The sequence below is a fragment of the Rhizobium nepotum 39/7 genome, from assembly GCF_000949865.1.
In the GTDB taxonomy this organism is placed as follows: domain Bacteria; phylum Pseudomonadota; class Alphaproteobacteria; order Rhizobiales; family Rhizobiaceae; genus Agrobacterium; species Agrobacterium nepotum.
In genome coordinates this window covers 140501-157078 of the sequence record NZ_JWJH01000001.1, presented here as the reverse complement: position 1 = coordinate 157078, position 16578 = coordinate 140501, and the positions used below count along the sequence as shown (strand labels likewise).

Below are 16578 nucleotides of genomic sequence, written 5' to 3'. Positions count from 1 at the left end.
TTTCTACATATTCCATAGAAAAAGAAAGACCTGTCTTCCTCGTCAATCCGCCACGTCCTAACATGCCCGCATTGAACCTGAAGGAGCTCCCATGGCCGCGGAATTTATCAGCGTAAGCTTTCCCAATGCATCGAACGACCTCACCCCCCTGCCCGATGCGCCCGTGGATCCCGTCTTCCTGGAGCGTTATGCCCGTGTCCTCGATGATTACGGCTACAACTACACGCTGATCCCCTATTCCTCATCGTCCTTCGATCCTTTCACGCTGGGCGCCACGGTGCTGGCGCACACGAAACACATCAAGATCATCGTCGCCCTGCGGCCGAACACGGTTTATCCGACGGTTGCCGCCAAATCGCTTGCAACGCTCGACCAGTTGAGCGGAGGACGTGTCGTGGTGCACTTCATTGCCGGTGGCAGCGACGAAGAGCAGGCGCGTGAAGGTGATTTCCTCAACAAGGAGGAACGTTACGAGCGGCAGGAGGAATATATCCGTATCTTGCGTCTGGCGTGGACCTCCAAAGAGCCCTTCGACTTCGATGGAAAATATTACCAGTTCAAGCAATTCCGCAGCGCGGTGCGGCCCACCAACGGGCTTATTCCAATTTCGCTCGGTGGATCGTCTGATGCCGCCTATCGCATCGGCGGTTCGCTCTGCGATATCTTCGGGCTCTGGGGGGAACCACTTGCCGAAACCAAGCAGCAGATCGAGCGGGTCTATGCGGAGGCCGCAAAAGCGGGCCGGACCGATCGCCCCCGCATCTGGGTCACCTTCCGGCCGATCGTCGCGGAGACGGACGAACTGGCCTGGGAAAAAGCCCACAGAACTCTGGATCGCCTGAACGAGAACCGCCAGAAAGGCGTGACGCGCGCACCGCTCAATGCGGCACGCCCGGCCAATGTCGGTTCGCAGCGGCTTCTGGAGATTGCGGCACGCGGCGACGTGCATGACCGCGCCCTTTGGTACCCCACGGTCACCGCCACCAATGCCAGCGGCGCCACCACAGCACTGGTCGGCTCGCCACGCACGATTGCGGATTCCATTCTCGACTATATCGATCTTGGCGCCGATCTGATCTCGATCCGGGGCTACGACAATTACAACGATGCGGTCGATTATGGCCGGTATATCCTGCCGCTTGTTCGTGAGGGTATTCGCGAACGGGAAAATGCAAAGAAAAAGACCGCAGCCTGATGCCGCGATCGGGCCCGGTCGTCTGACCGGGCACTTTTTTGAAGTGCAGACGGAGCCGGCCACCCCTCGCCCGGGAGATGGCGTTCCACCACAGCCAGAGAGCCTCGACCCGCATGTCCCATGATACAATCGTCCTCGACGCAACCGTGCGCGTCCTTGCACAGGCCGCACCGGATGCGGATCAGACCGGCCAGTTTCCCTGGAAGGGTATCCGAGCCGTTCACGAGAGCGGCCTTCTCGAAAGCACGGTTGCGACGCGTTATGGCGGCCAGGGCGCCACGCTTGCCGAGACCGCCCATATTCTCGCGGCACTTGGCCGGGGCGATCCCTCCGTGGCCCTCATCAGCGCCATGACGATCTTCACCCATCTCGCCCAGGCCGCAAAAAGCCACTGGCCCGAAGATCTCTACAGGCGGCTTCTGACGGATGCGAAACAACGGCCGCTGCTGCTCAACGCCGCGCGCGTCGAGCCGGAACTGGGTTCACCGGCGCGCGGCGGCCTGCCTGCAACGCTCGCCCGCCGGACAAAAAACGGCTGGTCGATCACCGGCCGCAAACGCTTCGTGACGGGCGCCTACGGTCTCACGCATTTCCTCGTCTGGGCGCATACCGACGAAACGCCGGCGCGTATCGGAACATTCGTGGTGCCGAACGGATTGCCGGGCATCAAGGTCATCGAGAACTGGCAGAGCCTCGGCATGCGCGCCACCGGATCGCATGACGTCGAATATGCCCATGTCGAAATCCCGGCGGAAAACGTCATTGATCTCGTCGACCCATCGGTGGCCCAGCAGGACAACCGGGCGCACGCCGCAATCACGCTGGCTTTGACCGCGCTTTATCTCGGCGTGGCCGAGGCCGCCCAGGCCAAATTCATCCGCTTCGCGCATGAGCGTGTGCCAGCCAATCTTGGCCATCCCATCGCCCGTACGGAACGTTTCATAACGCTTTCAGGCGAAATCGACCTTCTGGTTTCCGGTGCCCGTCAGATCATTTTTGGCACCCTCGAAAACAGTAACGGCAACGCCGAAGACTTCATCAGGGCAAGACTGCTGGCCGGCCGACAGCTGCACGAAGCCGTGCAGATCGCCGTGCGCGGCATCGGCAATCCAGGTCTTGGCACCGAGTTGGGGCTTGAACGGCATTTTCGCGACATCCAGACCGTGCTCGTCCATGCTCCGCAGGAAGATACGTCGATTTCCATTTTGGGCCGCGCCGCCTTTGGCCGCTGGAGCCGCGACGAGACTGCGACGGCCCAGCCTCCGGCCGGCCTGCAAATCCTGAAAACCGCCTGAATTAACAGTACCCGTGCAAAAGCCGCCCCTAACCATGGGCAAGCTTCCGCGCCGGGCCGAAGACCGTGAAGCTGAGAGCGGCGAGCAGCCAGACGCTGATGCCGGCATAGAGCATGACCAGACCGAAACCGTCTGCGAGTGCCTGATGGACGAGCGCATCCGAAATACCCCGTGTCGATCCGGCGGTTCCGGCGGCGATCTTCTCCGCCAGCGAACGCAGATCGAAGCTATCCGTGCTGGACGGCAGGTTCGCCCGAAGCGACGACCAGACGCCCTCAACCAGAATGAAGCCCATGATGGGGATGTTGATGGCAAGCGAGATCATTCGTGCGCTCATGTCGATGCCGGAGGCCATTCCGGAACGCGCGGCCGGAACCGCACCCGTCGTTGTGTTGGTGACCGGCGTGTTGGTCAGCCCAAGCCCGACACCGGACAGTATGCAGCCGGGCAGCATGGTCAGCCAGCTCGCATTTGCGGCAACGCTGCCAAATTTCATCAGCATGAAGCCGAGACCGATGGTGAACAGCCCGGCCGGGATGACGAGACGGGGTTGATAACGCAACGACAGGCGCTCGGCCAGCGGCGGCACGACCAGCGCAGGCAGCGTGTAGGCGAGTAGGCCGAGACCGGCGGTGACGCTGTCATAACCGAGGCCCGCCTGAAACCAGATCGGCAGATAGATCATGAACGGCCAGAAGCTGATGTTCATCGCCGCCGAGCCGACGATCGCCCCGGAAAAAGGCCGGATCTGGAACACGGAGAAGTCGAACATCGGTCTCGGAGTGAGCTTTTCCACGATGACGAAGGTGATGAAACTCGCAACCGAGATGCCGAGGATCAAAAGCGCTTTTGCACTGGCAAAGCCGAGTTCCGGCCCCTGTGTGATGAAAAAGGCGAGACAGAACACGGCAACCGAGAGCGTGGTGATACCGGCTAGATCAAGACGGGTCGCCTCCGGATCGCGTGATTCTCTGACGCCACCCACGGCAAGCAGCAATGTCACGATGCTGAGTGCCACGTGAACGAGAAACACCCATTCCCAGCTCCACAGCGCAACGATGGCGCCGCCAATGATCGGCCCGAAACCCAGCCCCACACCGGAGACTATACCCCACCAGCCGAACGCCATGCCGCGCTCACGGGCCGTGCGGAACTGGTGTGACAGGATGGCGATCTGGCACACCAGCATCGCCCCGCCGCTCAAGCCCTGAAGAAAGCGGGCGCCGATCAGTACGGCCACGCTTTCAGTCATTCCGCAGGCGAGAGAGGAAAGGGCAAAAGCGACGATGCTGGCGACGAAGACGCGTTTGCGGCCGAAACGATCAGCCAGGGCACCGGTTGCCATCAGCACCATGGTCACGCCGATCGTATAGGCGTTCATGATCCACTGAAGCTGCCGGAAATCCGCATGCAACACCTGTTCGAGCGTTGGCAGGATCGCGGGCACGCTGGAGATTTCCAGTCCGAACATCAGGGCGGAAAGACAGACGGCGGCGAGCGCGAAGGCGCTTCTGCTGCCGGGCGAGGCAGTAACGGCAAGGGTCATTCTTCAGCCTTTTTTGGTTCGAACCGTCGTGGCGACATTCGGTCATCCGAAAGACACGCTCGCTCCGGTCCGTGTGTTGGGAACTGAAGGCAAACTAGTGAAAGCTTGACCATAACTGAATTGGATGCTTGGATATTTCAGAGATAACAAATCAGGATTATCGATATGACCACGCTGGATGTGGATGCCGTCCAAGCCTTCGTTACCATCGCCGATCTGCAGAGCTTCACCCGCGCCGCCGAAACGCTTGGAACCACACAGGGCGCCATCAGCGTCAAGCTCAAGCGGCTGGAAGACCGGCTCGGCCAACGGCTCCTCGAACGGACCCCCCGTTCGGTGCGGCTGTCTGCCCAGGGTGCCGTGTTTCTCGCCCCCGCGCGCGAATTCCTCGCCGCGCATGATCGCGCCATGACCGGCCTTTCTTCTACTCGCCGGCGCTTCGGCCTTGGCATTGCCGCCCATGTTGCAGGACCTGAAGTTCCGACCCTGCTGGCGCGGCTCAACGCACATGATCCGGGACTGACGATAGAAGTGCGGATGGACAATTCCCGTGTCTTGCTGGACGCCTTCGACCGCGGCGAAATAGACGCCGCGATCATCCGGCGCGAAGATGACAGGCGCGATGGCGAAGTGCTCGGACCGGAGCATTTCGGCTGGTTCGCAACCCCGCAATTCGAGCATCGTCAGGGCGAGCCCTTGCGGCTGGCAGCACTTTCGCCCGCCTGCGGCGTGCGCGATATCGCCACCCGCGCTCTGGATTCCGCCGCCATCGCGTGGACGGAAGTCTTTCTTGGTGGCACATCATCGATGGTAACCGCAGCCGTTTCGGCAGGACTCGCCATTTCGGCCTTCTCCTGCCGGCTGGCACCGCCCGGCACGGTCGAGGTGAGCCAGCGTTTCGGCCTGCCGCCATTACCCCCCACGGAGATCATCATGTTCTCCACCCTTACCGACGGCAGATCCCGCGAGGCGTTGCGCACGCTCGCCGCCGCGTTCCGGGAGCATCGCCCGGGATCGTGAAGGACAACCGAAAGACCTGATCAGGCCGTTCCCGGCAGCTTCAGGATTATTTTTATTGCCTTCCTGCGCAAGCACGACCCATGTATCCTTCGCTCCTCACCGCCACGGAGTCTTCATGTCCCTTCCCCAAAAAATTGGTTTTATCGGAACTGGAGCGATCACCGACGCTATGGTGCGGGGGCTGCTCAGCAAGCCTGTCGCCGTGCCGCATGTGATGGTATCCCAACGCAGTGCGGATATCTCGGCAAAGCTTGCCGCCGATTTTCCGCAGGTGATCGTTTCCGGTGACAATCAGGCGATCGTCGATGGCTGCGACACCGTGGTTCTGGCGATCCGCCCTCAGATCGCCGAGGAAGTCATCCGGCCCCTGCGGTTCCGCGACGGACAAAAGGTCATAAGCGTCGTTGCCGCAACCGACCGGCAGGCCCTTCTCGACTGGATCGGCACGGATGTGCGTCTCACCCAGGCAATCCCGCTGCCTTTCGTCGCCCGGCGCAAGGGCGTCACCGCGGTCTACCCGTCCGATACGGATACGGCGGCGATTTTCAACGTGCTCGGCAACGCGGTGGAATGCGAGACGAAGGTGGAATATGACCTTCTCGCCGCCGCCAGCGCCCTGATGGCCACCTATTTCGGCATCATGCAGCAGACGACGGAGTGGCTTTCCGAAAACGGCCTTCCGGAAGAAAAGGGCCGCGCCTATCTCGCTCCCCTCTTCGCAGGGCTCTCGGAGGTAGCGCTCCTTGCCGACAAGAATACCGACTTCACCGATCTCAGCCGCGAATTCGCCACCAAGGGCGGCCTGAACGAGCAGGTCCTGCAGGACTTCGATGGCAACGGCGGTTCGGGCGCACTTAAGCAGGCATTAAGCCGCGTATTGCAACGGATCACGCAATAGTCGGCCATTTGAGGTGGCGTTTCGAGACCTATAAAGGTGTCTGCGTTTACAGCACCTTTGCCCATTCGTGGCCTGGGTGTAAGCGATCAAGACAATCCCGCAGCCATCGACGTTCAGGCGCTGGCAATTTCGGTGCGGCATTTGCGAAGTCTTCCTCGTCCTTGAGCCGACGGTGCTTTGCCTTGAACAAAAGTACGGCGGCGGGATTGAGGTAAGGGATGCCGCCGGCGGTCAATGCGACCATTTCGGCGCGGGGCCGTGTAACTTGTGGATCCCTCTTATAGACCCAGCTGTCATTCGTTCCCGGCTCGATCATCATATCGACCCGCCAACGGCCAGCGGCGCGGTCGAAACACCAGATCTGGAAGATCTCCGTCGCCGGTTCCCGATCGGCGCTCAACAGATCGAGCACGCCGTCATTGACCGTGTAGAATTCCATACCGTTCAATTCGCGCCGGAAAATGCCCAGATCTTCACGCAGGACCGTGAATTCGAGATCGTCATGCTCGCGTGTCTTGCCTCCATGCCAGAGATCGAGAGCCCAGCCGCCAACGACGCACCACGGTCTTGCTACGCCGTCCAGTCGCCGGGATAGCTCGGCAGGGCTCCAAGGTTCCCATGCATCCTCGTCGGGTACGATCGGGCGATTACTCATGGTTATAATGTCTCTTTTCCTCTGGGTGCCGTGGTAGCGATTTTAGCCCCGGTAGTGTCAGGCCGCTCGCCTCAGCAGCCCTGCCAGAAGTGTCAGCGCACCGGTCAAGTCGTCGAATGACGGACCGCCGAGGCAAAGACGAATACCGCTTATCTGATCTTCCGGCTCCACCATCATGGACCCTGGAGGGGTCAGCCTTATACCGCTCGCCGCAGCGATAGATACGAAGCGATTGGCGGCTTCGCGTTCCATCGGTAACCAAACGTTGTATGCATCGGGATGCGAGACAATCTCCCCGGTGCCGAGAAGGGAAACTGCAAGACCTGAGCGCCGCCGTGCCTCATGACGCAGATCCCGCTGGATTGACGAGATGACGCCGGTGGTCAGCCAGTCCTCGACCACTGCGCAGGAGAGCGCCGAAGGGGGCATCGGCACATCCTGCAAAAGCTGTTCCGCTGCGTCCTTCAGTCCAGCCGGCAGCGCAAGCACGCCGATTTGCAGACCAGGACCGAGCGACTTGGACAACCCGTTCACATGCAGCGAGATATCAGGAGCCAATGCCGCCAACGGGCGCGAACCGGCGTCGGATGCCGCATAAACACCATCCTCGATGATCCAGACACCTGCCCGGCGACAAATATCCACAATGGCCTGCCGCCGCACAGCACCCATGGTAGCGGTTGTCGGATTATGCAGTGTCGGTGTCAGATAAACCGCCTTGCCGCCGTGCGATTTGGTGCCACGGAGCGCTTCCGCAAGCGCCTCCGGCACCATCCCCTCGGCATCGATCTCCACACCCTGCATCCGGCACCCTTTGCGCCGGAGAAGTGCGAGCGCGCCGGGATAGGTGATCCGTTCGGTCAGCAGCAGACCGTGCGGGCCGCAAGCGAGATCGAATGCCAATGACAGCGCCTGACGGGCGCCGCTCGTCAACACCAGATGCGAGGGATCGGCGGGCAGCCCCAGCGTCTCGAGCCAGCGGGCCACAACGCGGCGGTGTTCCACATGTCCGGCGGGCGGCGCGTAGAGATTGAAATGATCCGCATCGATCTTGCGCGCGATGCCGGTCAGCGTCTTCGCCAGAATGCGGGGGTTGAGCGTGGCCGGCGGCGCGTTGGACGAAAGATCGATCTGCCGGTCTTTGTGCGCTTCCCGCAGTGCCACGAATGTTCCCCGGCCCTTGACGCTGCGCGTCAGGCCACGCCGTTCAAGAACGGCATAGGCTCTCGTCACCGTGCCGAGCCCCACGCCCAGTTTCCACGCGAGATCGCGATGGGCGGGCAGGCGGGCACCGGCCGTCAGCCGCCCCTCGATAATGTCGTCGGCAAGCGCAAGCACCAGCCGTTCGGCGGCATTCGCCTCGATGTTTGCAAGGCGAGGCATCCAGGGGGATTGCAGCAGCACGATAGCAACCTCAATAAAAGTGTCACAATACACTATTTCAATAAACAGAAAGTGCAACATAGGTTATGACGACGCTCTTGGCGCTCCCGCAACAGCGCAGAGAAGCCTTTCGATTTCCGGAGAAAACCCGAATGATCGCCAGCCAGCTCGCCCTCGTCTACGGCACCTATCTCATCGCCACCGCCAGTCCGGGGCCCAGCAACATGGCAATCATGGCAACGGCGATGCGTGACGGCCGCCTGCCAGCCCTTGTTTTAGCGGCTGGCGTCATGACCGGCTCGCTCTTCTGGGCCATCCTGACGGCGACCGGTCTGTCCGCCGTTCTCACCACCTATGCCGAGGCGCTTTTCGTCATCAAGATCGTCGGCGGCGTCTACCTGCTTTATCTCGCCTTTCGCGCCGGCAGGTCGGCCCTGAAACCGGTCTCCGATTTTGCGGGAACCAATGCCCGGCGCACGACGCCGCGCTATCGGACGCTCTATCGGCAGGGCGTTGTCATGCATATCGGAAACCCGAAGGCCATCATGTCGTGGATAGCGATCATGTCGCTGGGGTTTCGCGCGGACGCGTCCGCCGTCATACTGCCGGCAATCATCGGCGGCTGCGCCCTCCTCGGCGTCATTGTTTTCGGCAGTTATGCCCTGCTCTTTTCCACCGCCTCGATGATAGTGCTCTATGCGAGATTGCGACGCTGGATCGAATCCATGCTTTCTGCGGTATTTGCCGTTGCAGGACTTAAACTGCTTGTCTGGCAGAACTGACGGCCCGGCCTTCCGCACTACCAACTGATCCGAACTGAAAGAGCGATGTCATGACCTTTGCTATCCATATGATCGACGTATTCGGTTCCGGGCCGCTTTCCGGCAATCCGCTGGCGGTCATCACCGGTGCCGACAATCTGACGACGGATGAAATGCAACGATTGACGCGGTGGTTCAACCTTTCCGAAACCACATTTTTGCTGCCCCCCACGCGTCCGCAGGCCGACTATCGGGTCAGGATATTCTCGCTGGACAGGGAGATGCCCTTTGCCGGACATCCCACACTGGGCAGTTGCCATGCCTGGCTCTCCGCCGACGGCACACCCAAGAACGAAATGGGTATCGTGCAGGAATGCGGCGCCGGTCTGGTCACGATCCGGCACGCGCATGGGCGGCTTTCCTTTGCCGCACCGCCGCTTATCCGTTCCGGTGCACCGACGCCGGAAGAGCTGGACGAGGCTCGGCGGCTATTGGGGATCGAGGTCCGCGACATCGTCGATGCCGCCTGGATCGACAATGGTCCGGGTTGGCTGGGGATCAGGCTTGCATCGGCGGAGAAAGTGCTTGCCCTCGAACCGGTCCGCAGCTGGCCCGGCCGTATCGATGTCGGTGTGGTTGGGCCCCATGCGAAAGGCGGCGCGGCCGCCTTCGAGGTGCGCGCCTTCTTCAGCGATCATCTGGGCGCCATCGCCGAAGACCCCGTCACCGGAAGCCTGAACGCCTCGCTGGCGCAGTGGTTGTTTGCCACCGGTGTGGTCGCCGAAGACTATGTGGCCGCTCAAGGGACGCGCCTTGGCCGTGACGGCCGCATTTACCTGACCCGCGACGATAGCGGCCAGATATGGGTTGGCGGCGAAACGCACACGCATGTTGAAGGCCGGTTACACGGCCTTTAAAAGACGAAAAGAAAACGAGGTGACTTGATGGATAACAGTGTTTACCGGCCCATTTCCGAACGCGTATTGGCAGATGATTGGGGACGGCTGACCAAATATGAATATGAACTCCAGCTGAGGGACGGAAGCTGGCAACGGCAGACCCGGGAGGCATATGACCGCGGCAACGGAGCGACATGCCTGTTGTATAATCCGGCAAACGACCATGTTTTGCTGACCCGCCAGTTCCGGTTGCCGGTCCTTTTGAACGGCGGTCTGGAATCACTGATCGAGACACCCGCAGGACTGCTGGAGGGCGCTGACCCGGCGACGCGCATGCGTGCGGAACTGATGGAGGAAACCGGTTATGAGGTTTCCGAACTCACGCATCTGTTCGATATCTATATGAGCCCCGGATCGGTCACGGAATATCTGGCATTCTTCTATGGCGAATTTGCCGAGAACCATAAAGTGGGCGCAGGTGGTGGCTCCGCTGCCGAGGGGGAAGACATAGCTGTGCTCGAAATCGCCCTGCCTGAAGCAATGCAGATGATCGGCCGCGGCGATATTCGCGACGCCAAGACGATTATTCTGCTTCAGCACCTCACCATCCGGCTTTTGCAGGAAAAGCACGGGACACGCTGATCCCGACCTGCGGATATTACGGATGCCGGTTGCAGCCGGGCTTGGGGGATGAACGGGACGATCTGGGTTTCAAGCGCCATCATCAAAGCGGAATGCGGGAAAACCCTTGATATCCGACGGGATGACCCATACGCCGCCCGAAAGAGGCACCTGGCCCAGCCGCTCTTCCGTCATATTGTGACGATGCGACGTTACGAAAAGCGAGCCGAAATCAGGTCCGCCAAAACAGGGCATCGTTGGATGCGGAACCGGCATCTTTATTGTCCCGATCTGTCGGCTGCCGTCTTGCGAGAAAATGTTCAAGACGCCGGCAGAGACGCCGGCGCTCCAATATCGGCCGCTTGAATCCAGACAACCGCCATCGGGCCTTCCGGTCTCTTCCTCCATTTGTGCAACCAGCACGCCTTCGTCGAAGACGCCGTTGGTTTTGTCGAATTTCCGCTTGCGTATCCATTTCTGCACGGAGTCGCTTTGCCACATGACGGAACCGTCCTGCGAAAAGGCGAGACCGTTCGGACATGTCAGTCCTGTCTGGACGCGTTCGGCCGCGTTCTTCGTCACGCGCCAAAGCTCTCCATGGGGCTGCATCTGCGGGAGGGGCACATTGTGCATGGTACCAACCCAGAAAGCTCCATCCGGGCCGACACGTCCGTCATTCAGTCGACAGGCAATGCCATCTGGCGCGGGAATGGAATGAAGGGTGCGTACCTCGCCGCTTTCCGGGGTGAGGATGAGTATGCTCATTCCGCATGCGACGATCAGGTCATCGCTCTGACAGAGCCCGAGGCTGGATACGGTTTCCGGGAACGCCCATTCACGATACTGAACACCGCCCAGACCGGCGGAACGTACCTTCCTGCCGAGAATGTCGCACCAGAACAGGATCTGGCGTCTTTCGTCCCATACCGGGCTTTCCGCGAGAATGCTGATTTCGTCGCACAATAATCTCGCCTGATCGATCGCAGGCACGTTGTCGAAATTTGCTGTTTTCATGTCTCTCGTCTGAACCATTGAATTGCGCAGCGTGGCGTTATTCGAAATATTCCTGATGTGCCTCGAAGATTTGCGACAGAATGCCGAGGACACGCCGGAGATGCTGGCGCAAATACTCCACCGCACTCTCCTCCTCACGCGCCTTGATTGCACTATAGACGGCCTCATGTTCCATCAGCAGTCTGGCCATGTGCGCTTCGTCGGTAATGGCAAGCGCCCGCAGACGGTCAAGTCCCGCCTTTTCCCGGATCAACAGGGTCTCCAGCCTTTCGAGGCCGGTCGCGGCGGCAAGGGCGCTGTGAAACTGGTCGTCATGCACGCGGAAAGCCTTTTTGTCGCGAAGCTCTATCGCCGCGCGCTGGCCGTCCAGGGCATGCAGGATTTCCTGGTCCGCCTCGGCCGAAATGCCGGACTGGCAGAGCCTGCGGGCCGCTGCGACCTCAAGCGCCTCACGAATGAACTGGGCGCTGCGGATATGTTTTTCCGAGAGTTTGGAAACATAAGTCCCACGGCTAGGCAGGGTAACGATCAGCCCGTCGTCACGCAGCCGGCTCAAGGCCTCGCGCACCGGGGTGCGGCTGGAATTGAACGACTGGCCGATCTCGTTTTCCGACACGGCCTGGCCCGGAAAAAGCTCCCGCGAAAGGATGGCAGATTTCAGCGCGGAATAAATCTGGTCCACAACCGGGCGGTTGAAGTCCAGTCTTTCCATCGTCGGCACCGTACCGCCTGTCGTCGGGATTTTTGGCATGCGCTCTCCAAACGTCTTTCGTTACAACCGGTATACCGGAACACTGGTGTGTTGACAACCGGCATACCGGTATGCAATTGAATGGCCATGGGAAGGAGGCTCCCGAATGCAAAATATCAAGACCTGCGTCATCGTTGGTGCCGGAATGGTGGCGAAGACGCATGTGCTCGCCTGTGCGGCAAGCCCTGAAAAAATTCGTTTGAAAGGTATCGTCGACGGTGGTTCCGGCCGCGCGAAAGCGCTGGCTGCCGAAGCTTCCAGACATACCGGTCATGATGTCGTCGTTTATTCGACGGTGGAAGAAGCTGCGGCTGACACCGATGTCGATTTCGCCATCATCGCGACGCCGCCCAATGCGCGTGCGGATATCGTCGGGCCGCTTGCAAGAGCCGGCAAACATATTCTTCTGGAGAAGCCGGTCGCCCGCAACACGCGGGAAGCGGGTGATCTGGTTGCGCTTTGTCGAAGCGCGGGCATCACGCTCGGCATCATTTTCCAGCACCGCATGCGGGCTGCATCGCAAAAAGCGCGCGAACTCGTCGATACCGGCGCGCTCGGTGCGCTCGGCGTCTGCGAGATTTCCGTGCCGTGGTGGCGCGCCCAGGCCTATTACGACGAGCCGGGACGCGGAACGCTGGCGCGCGATGGCGGCGGCGTTCTGATATCGCAGGCCATCCATACGATAGACCTCGCACTCAGCCTTGCAGGCGGCGTTGCCCGCGTGCAGGCAATGGCAGCAACCACGCGGTTCCACAGGATGGAAACGGAAGACTACGTTTCCGCCGGCCTGCGTTTCAGGAACGGCGCGGTCGGTTCGCTGGTCGCCAGCACCGCAAGTTTTCCCGGTGCGCCCGAATCCATTCTTCTGCATTTCGATAATGCCAGCCTGCGGCTCGCATCCGGCCTGCTGCATGTCGACTGGCGCGACGGCCGCCAGGAAACGTTTGGCGGCGCGGCATCCGGCACCGGCGGCGGTGCGGATCCCATGGCATTCACGCATGAGTGGCATCAGGGCGTCTTCGAGGATTTCGTGGACGCCATCTCCTCAGGTCGCCCGCCGGTCGTCACCGGTGAGGCAGCCCTTTTGTCTCACAGACTGATCGACGCGATCATAAACTCGGCCGAAACCGGCAAAGAAGTGGAACTGCAGGATGAGTAAACCAATCAAGTTCGTGGCTCTCGGCATAGAGCACAGGCATATTTTCGGCATGGCGCAGAACTTGCTCGATGCCGGCGCGCAATTTGCGGGCTGGTGGACGGAAGGCGAGCCGGACGTGGTCGAAGGCTTCGTAAAGCGCTTCCCTGATGTGCCGCGCGCCGCTTCCAAGGAAGATTTGCTGGCTGACCAGAGCATAGATCTCGTCGTCATTGCCGACATTCCCTCCAAGCGCGCCGATCTTGCCATCGCCGCCATGGAAGCCGGCAAGGACGTGATGTCCGATAAGCCTGGCTGCACCACTTTCGACCAACTGGATCGCCTTCGCCAGACCGTCGCCAAGACCGGAAGAATCTGGACTGTCGATTTCTCGGAGCGCTTCGAAGTGCCGAGCGTCACCAAGGCAGCCGAGCTGGTTGCGCAGGGCGCTATCGGCCGCGTCATTCAGACGGTCGGCGTGGGGCCGCACCGCCTTAACAGGCAGATCCGCCCGAAATGGTTCTTCGAACGCGAGGCTTACGGCGGCATTCTGACCGATATCGCCAGCCACCAGATCGACCAGTTCATGTTCTTCACGGGTTCGACCGAAGTTGAAATCGTTTCGGCCACCGTTGCAAATTACGCCAATCCCAAGGATCCGGGTCTTCAGGACTTCGGCGAAGTGCTGTTGCGTGGCGACCGCGGCCATGGCTACATTCGCGTTGACTGGTACACGCCGGATGCGCTGCCGACATGGGGCGATGGCCGTCTGACGATTCTCGGAACCGAAGGTTATATCGAACTGCGCAAATACGTCGATGTCGGCAATACCGAAGGCACCGACCGGCTGATTCTCGTGAACGGCGACCGTTGCGAATATATCGACGCCTCCGACGCCGGCCTGCCTTACTTTGCCCGCGTGTGCGACGATATCCGCAACCGCACTGAAACGGCCATGACGCAGGAACACGTCTTCAAGGTGTGCGACCTCTCGCTTCAGGCGCAGGCCAAAGCCGAAGGAACGGCAAGATGATCGGCGTTGCCATTATCGGCGCCGGCATCGGCGCGCAACATCTGAGCGGTTATCTGGCGCTGCCGGAACGTTTCACCGTCAAGGCCATCTGCGATCTGGATCTGGAACGCGCCCGCTCGGTTGCGGGCGAAGGGTCGTCCATTCATCTGACGACGGACCTCGACGAAGTTCTGGCCGATGACAGCATTTCGCTCATCGACATCTGCCTGCCGCCGCATCTGCATTTCCCGGTGACGCTGAAAGCGCACGCGGCCGGCAAGGACGTCGTCTGCGAAAAGCCGCTGGTGCGCTCGCTGGAAGAGGCAAGCGCACTGCTGGAATCCGTCCAGAAGACCGGAAGACGGGTTTTCCCGGTTTTCCAGTACCGTTTTGGCCACGCCTTGCGGCAGCTGCGTGCCCTCATCGACGCCGGACTTGCCGGCAAGGCCTATGTGGCAAGCTCGGAAGTGCACTGGAACCGTGGCGCAAGCTACTACGATATTCCATGGCGCGGCACCTGGAAGGGTGAGTGCGGCGGCGCGATCCTCGGTCACGCCATTCATGCCCACGACCTTCTCTGCCATGTCCTCGGCCCGGTGGAACAGGTCTTCGCCATGGCTGATACACGGGTGAACAAGATCGAAACTGAAGACTGCGCCGCCATCAGCTTCCGCATGAAGAGCGGCGCGCTCGCCACCTCCTCGGTCACGCTTGGTGCTGCCGACGACACGTCCCGTCTGCGGTTCTGCTTCGAAGGCTTCACGGCCGAAAGCGGAACGCTGCCTTATCGTCCGGCGGAAGACAAATGGCACTTCACCGCGCGTGCACCGACCACGCAGGACCAGATCGACGCCGTTCTCGCAACGGTGGAAGATGGCGAAAACGGCTTTACCGGTTTCGTCGAGGCGATTGCCGATGCGATGGAGGGTCGCGAGGGCAAGGAAGTGACGATTACGGACGGCTTGCAGTCCATCGAACTCGTAACCGCCATCTACACATCGGTACAGGAGGGCACGGTCGTTCGCCTGCCGCTTACCGCTGAAAATGAACGGTTCAAGGGTTGGGCTCCGCGCGCGTCCGCAACGGCATAATCATCTAATGGGAGGAAACCAGATGAGCAGAAAATACAGCCTGGCGTTTGCCTTGGCCCTGGGGACGGCATCTTTTGCCGGCGCCGCTGAGGCACAGGAAGTTCGTTTCACCTGTGCCTATGACGGCAACGGCTGCGAGGTCCTGAAGGACATTCTTGCGCGTTACGAAAAACAGCATCCTGACGTCAAGATCGTCACGGATGTGGTGCCTTACAAGGCGCTTCTCGAAGGCCTGCCGGTGCAGCTGGCCGGCGGCAGCGGCCCGGATTTCGCAACAGTCACCGATCTTGGCGGCCTCAACCGCTATTATCTCGATCTGACGCCCTATATGGACGCGAAATACTGGCAGGATAATTTCGGCGATGTGCTGAAATGGTATCGCAGCGGCCCCGACGACAAGGGCATCTATGGTATGCAGACGCAGCTTACCATCACCGGCGCCTTCATCAACCGCACCCTGTTCGATCAGGCGAAAGTCGCCGTTCCCGGCAAGGATGCGACCTTTGACGACTGGGCGAAGGCCGCAAACGAAGTGGCGAAAGCCACCGGTTCGCCGTATCCCATGGCGATCGATCGCTCCGGCCACCGTATCGCCGGTCCGGCTATTTCCTACGGTGCTAAACTTTTCGACGCCGACGGCAAGCCGATCCTCGTCGATGAGGGCTTCACCACCTTCGTGAAGAAATTCGTCGAGTGGAACAAGGACGGCACCATGGCGCGTGACGTCTGGGCCGGCCAGGGCGGTAACACCTACCGCGACGCGGCGCAGGAATTCATCAACGGTCAGCTCGTCTATTATTATTCCGGCAGCTGGCAGACGGCGCGTTTCGACAGCCAGGTCGGCGATGCTTTCGATTGGGAAGTCGTGTCGCAGCCATGCGGACCGGCCGCCTGCACAGGCATGCCGGGCGGAACGGGCATCGTGGGCTTCAAACAGACCAAGAACCCGAAGATCGTCGCGGATATTCTGAACTTCCTCGCACAGGACGAAAATTACCTCGATTTCACCGTCCGTACCCGCAACGTCCCGGCTCAGAAGGCCGTCGGTGCCAAGGCTATCGCCTACACCGGCGCGACACCAGCGACACAGAAGGCCATGAATGCATGGCTGGATCAGGTCCCCGGCATCAGCCCCATCGCCTACGCCTATCAGGGCTACAAGAACAACCGTGCGATGTTCAATATCTCCGTCCAGCGCGTCACGCAGGCGATTGTTGGCGAAAGCTCGGTTGACGACGCGATGACGCGTGCGAAGACCGATCTTGAGGAAGCGTTGAAACAGGCGAAGTGATCCATCGCCTT

At 60.6% G+C, this 16578-nt stretch carries 16 protein-coding genes; 11 read left to right on the top strand and 5 right to left on the bottom strand.

Going from position 1 to position 16578, the window contains the following annotated elements:
* The first annotated feature begins 91 nt into the window (after positions 1 to 91).
* Together RS75_RS00680 and RS75_RS00675 are read left to right on the top strand one after the other, a co-directional pair.
* Entirely contained in the window at positions 92 to 1195 is a 1104-nt protein-coding gene (locus tag RS75_RS00680) for an LLM class flavin-dependent oxidoreductase (RefSeq protein ID WP_045016378.1), read from the top strand.
* A 113-nt stretch (positions 1196 to 1308) separates the two neighbouring features.
* Entirely contained in the window at positions 1309 to 2490 is a 1182-nt protein-coding gene (locus RS75_RS00675; protein ID WP_045016376.1) for an acyl-CoA dehydrogenase family protein, read from the top strand.
* Between the two features lie 28 nt (positions 2491 to 2518).
* Here RS75_RS00675 and RS75_RS00670 read toward each other — a convergent pair whose 3' ends face one another.
* Positions 2519 to 4036 carry an MFS transporter gene (locus RS75_RS00670; RefSeq protein ID WP_045016374.1) on the bottom strand — a complete coding sequence of 506 codons (1518 nt, stop codon included), beginning with the start codon at positions 4034 to 4036 and terminating at the stop codon, positions 2519 to 2521.
* A 165-nt stretch (positions 4037 to 4201) separates the two neighbouring features.
* Here RS75_RS00670 and RS75_RS00665 point away from each other — a divergent pair, with 165 nt between their 5' ends.
* Together RS75_RS00665 and RS75_RS00660 are read left to right on the top strand one after the other, a co-directional pair.
* Positions 4202 to 5056: a LysR family transcriptional regulator gene (locus RS75_RS00665; protein ID WP_045016372.1), complete on the top strand. Its 855-nt coding sequence runs from the start codon at positions 4202 to 4204 to the stop codon at positions 5054 to 5056.
* Positions 5057 to 5171: 115 nt separating this feature from the next.
* A complete protein-coding gene (locus tag RS75_RS00660) occupies positions 5172 to 5954 on the top strand; it encodes a pyrroline-5-carboxylate reductase (RefSeq protein WP_045016370.1) in 783 nt (260 codons plus the stop codon).
* Between the two features lie 46 nt (positions 5955 to 6000).
* Here the strand turns inward: RS75_RS00660 and RS75_RS00655 are convergent, their stop codons facing one another.
* Both RS75_RS00655 and RS75_RS00650 read right to left on the bottom strand, forming a co-directional pair.
* Positions 6001 to 6609, bottom strand: coding sequence for a nucleotidyltransferase domain-containing protein (locus RS75_RS00655; RefSeq protein WP_045016368.1), 609 nt, complete (start codon positions 6607 to 6609; stop codon positions 6001 to 6003).
* Between the two features lie 57 nt (positions 6610 to 6666).
* Complete coding sequence (locus tag RS75_RS00650) at positions 6667 to 7992, bottom strand: aminotransferase-like domain-containing protein (RefSeq protein ID WP_324607180.1); 1326 nt, start codon at positions 7990 to 7992, stop codon at positions 6667 to 6669.
* A gap of 152 nt (positions 7993 to 8144) precedes the next feature.
* Here RS75_RS00650 and RS75_RS00645 point away from each other — a divergent pair, with 152 nt between their 5' ends.
* The 3 genes from RS75_RS00645 to RS75_RS00635 are packed head-to-tail and all read left to right on the top strand — an operon-like array spanning position 8145 to position 10294.
* The gene (locus RS75_RS00645) at positions 8145 to 8774 is read left to right on the top strand and encodes a LysE family translocator (RefSeq protein ID WP_045016364.1); all 630 of its coding nucleotides are present in this window, start codon (positions 8145 to 8147) and stop codon (positions 8772 to 8774) included.
* 50 nt (positions 8775 to 8824) lie between these two features.
* The gene (locus tag RS75_RS00640; protein ID WP_045016362.1) at positions 8825 to 9670 is read left to right on the top strand and encodes a PhzF family phenazine biosynthesis protein; all 846 of its coding nucleotides are present in this window, start codon (positions 8825 to 8827) and stop codon (positions 9668 to 9670) included.
* Positions 9671 to 9697: 27 nt separating this feature from the next.
* Positions 9698 to 10294 carry an NUDIX domain-containing protein gene (locus tag RS75_RS00635; RefSeq protein WP_045016360.1) on the top strand — a complete coding sequence of 199 codons (597 nt, stop codon included), beginning with the start codon at positions 9698 to 9700 and terminating at the stop codon, positions 10292 to 10294.
* Positions 10295 to 10363: 69 nt separating this feature from the next.
* Here RS75_RS00635 and RS75_RS00630 read toward each other — a convergent pair whose 3' ends face one another.
* Positions 10364 to 11287 carry an SMP-30/gluconolactonase/LRE family protein gene (locus RS75_RS00630; protein WP_045016358.1) on the bottom strand — a complete coding sequence of 308 codons (924 nt, stop codon included), beginning with the start codon at positions 11285 to 11287 and terminating at the stop codon, positions 10364 to 10366.
* A 37-nt stretch (positions 11288 to 11324) separates the two neighbouring features.
* Entirely contained in the window at positions 11325 to 12038 is a 714-nt protein-coding gene (locus tag RS75_RS00625; RefSeq protein WP_045016356.1) for a GntR family transcriptional regulator, read from the bottom strand.
* A 106-nt stretch (positions 12039 to 12144) separates the two neighbouring features.
* Between RS75_RS00625 and RS75_RS00620 the strand changes: the two genes are divergently transcribed.
* The 4 genes from RS75_RS00620 to RS75_RS00605 are packed head-to-tail and all read left to right on the top strand — an operon-like array spanning position 12145 to position 16567.
* Complete coding sequence (locus tag RS75_RS00620; RefSeq protein ID WP_045016355.1) at positions 12145 to 13197, top strand: Gfo/Idh/MocA family protein; 1053 nt, start codon at positions 12145 to 12147, stop codon at positions 13195 to 13197.
* Complete coding sequence (locus RS75_RS00615) at positions 13190 to 14206, top strand: Gfo/Idh/MocA family protein (protein WP_045016353.1); 1017 nt, start codon at positions 13190 to 13192, stop codon at positions 14204 to 14206. The genes RS75_RS00620 and RS75_RS00615 overlap by 8 nt, the downstream gene beginning before the upstream one ends.
* Entirely contained in the window at positions 14203 to 15276 is a 1074-nt protein-coding gene (locus RS75_RS00610) for a Gfo/Idh/MocA family protein (RefSeq protein ID WP_045016351.1), read from the top strand. The genes RS75_RS00615 and RS75_RS00610 overlap by 4 nt, the downstream gene beginning before the upstream one ends.
* Before the next feature lie 22 nt (positions 15277 to 15298).
* Positions 15299 to 16567 (top strand): ABC transporter substrate-binding protein, encoded by a 1269-nt coding sequence (locus tag RS75_RS00605; RefSeq protein ID WP_045016349.1) that lies wholly within the window; start codon positions 15299 to 15301, stop codon positions 16565 to 16567.
* Positions 16568 to 16578 lie beyond the last annotated feature (11 nt).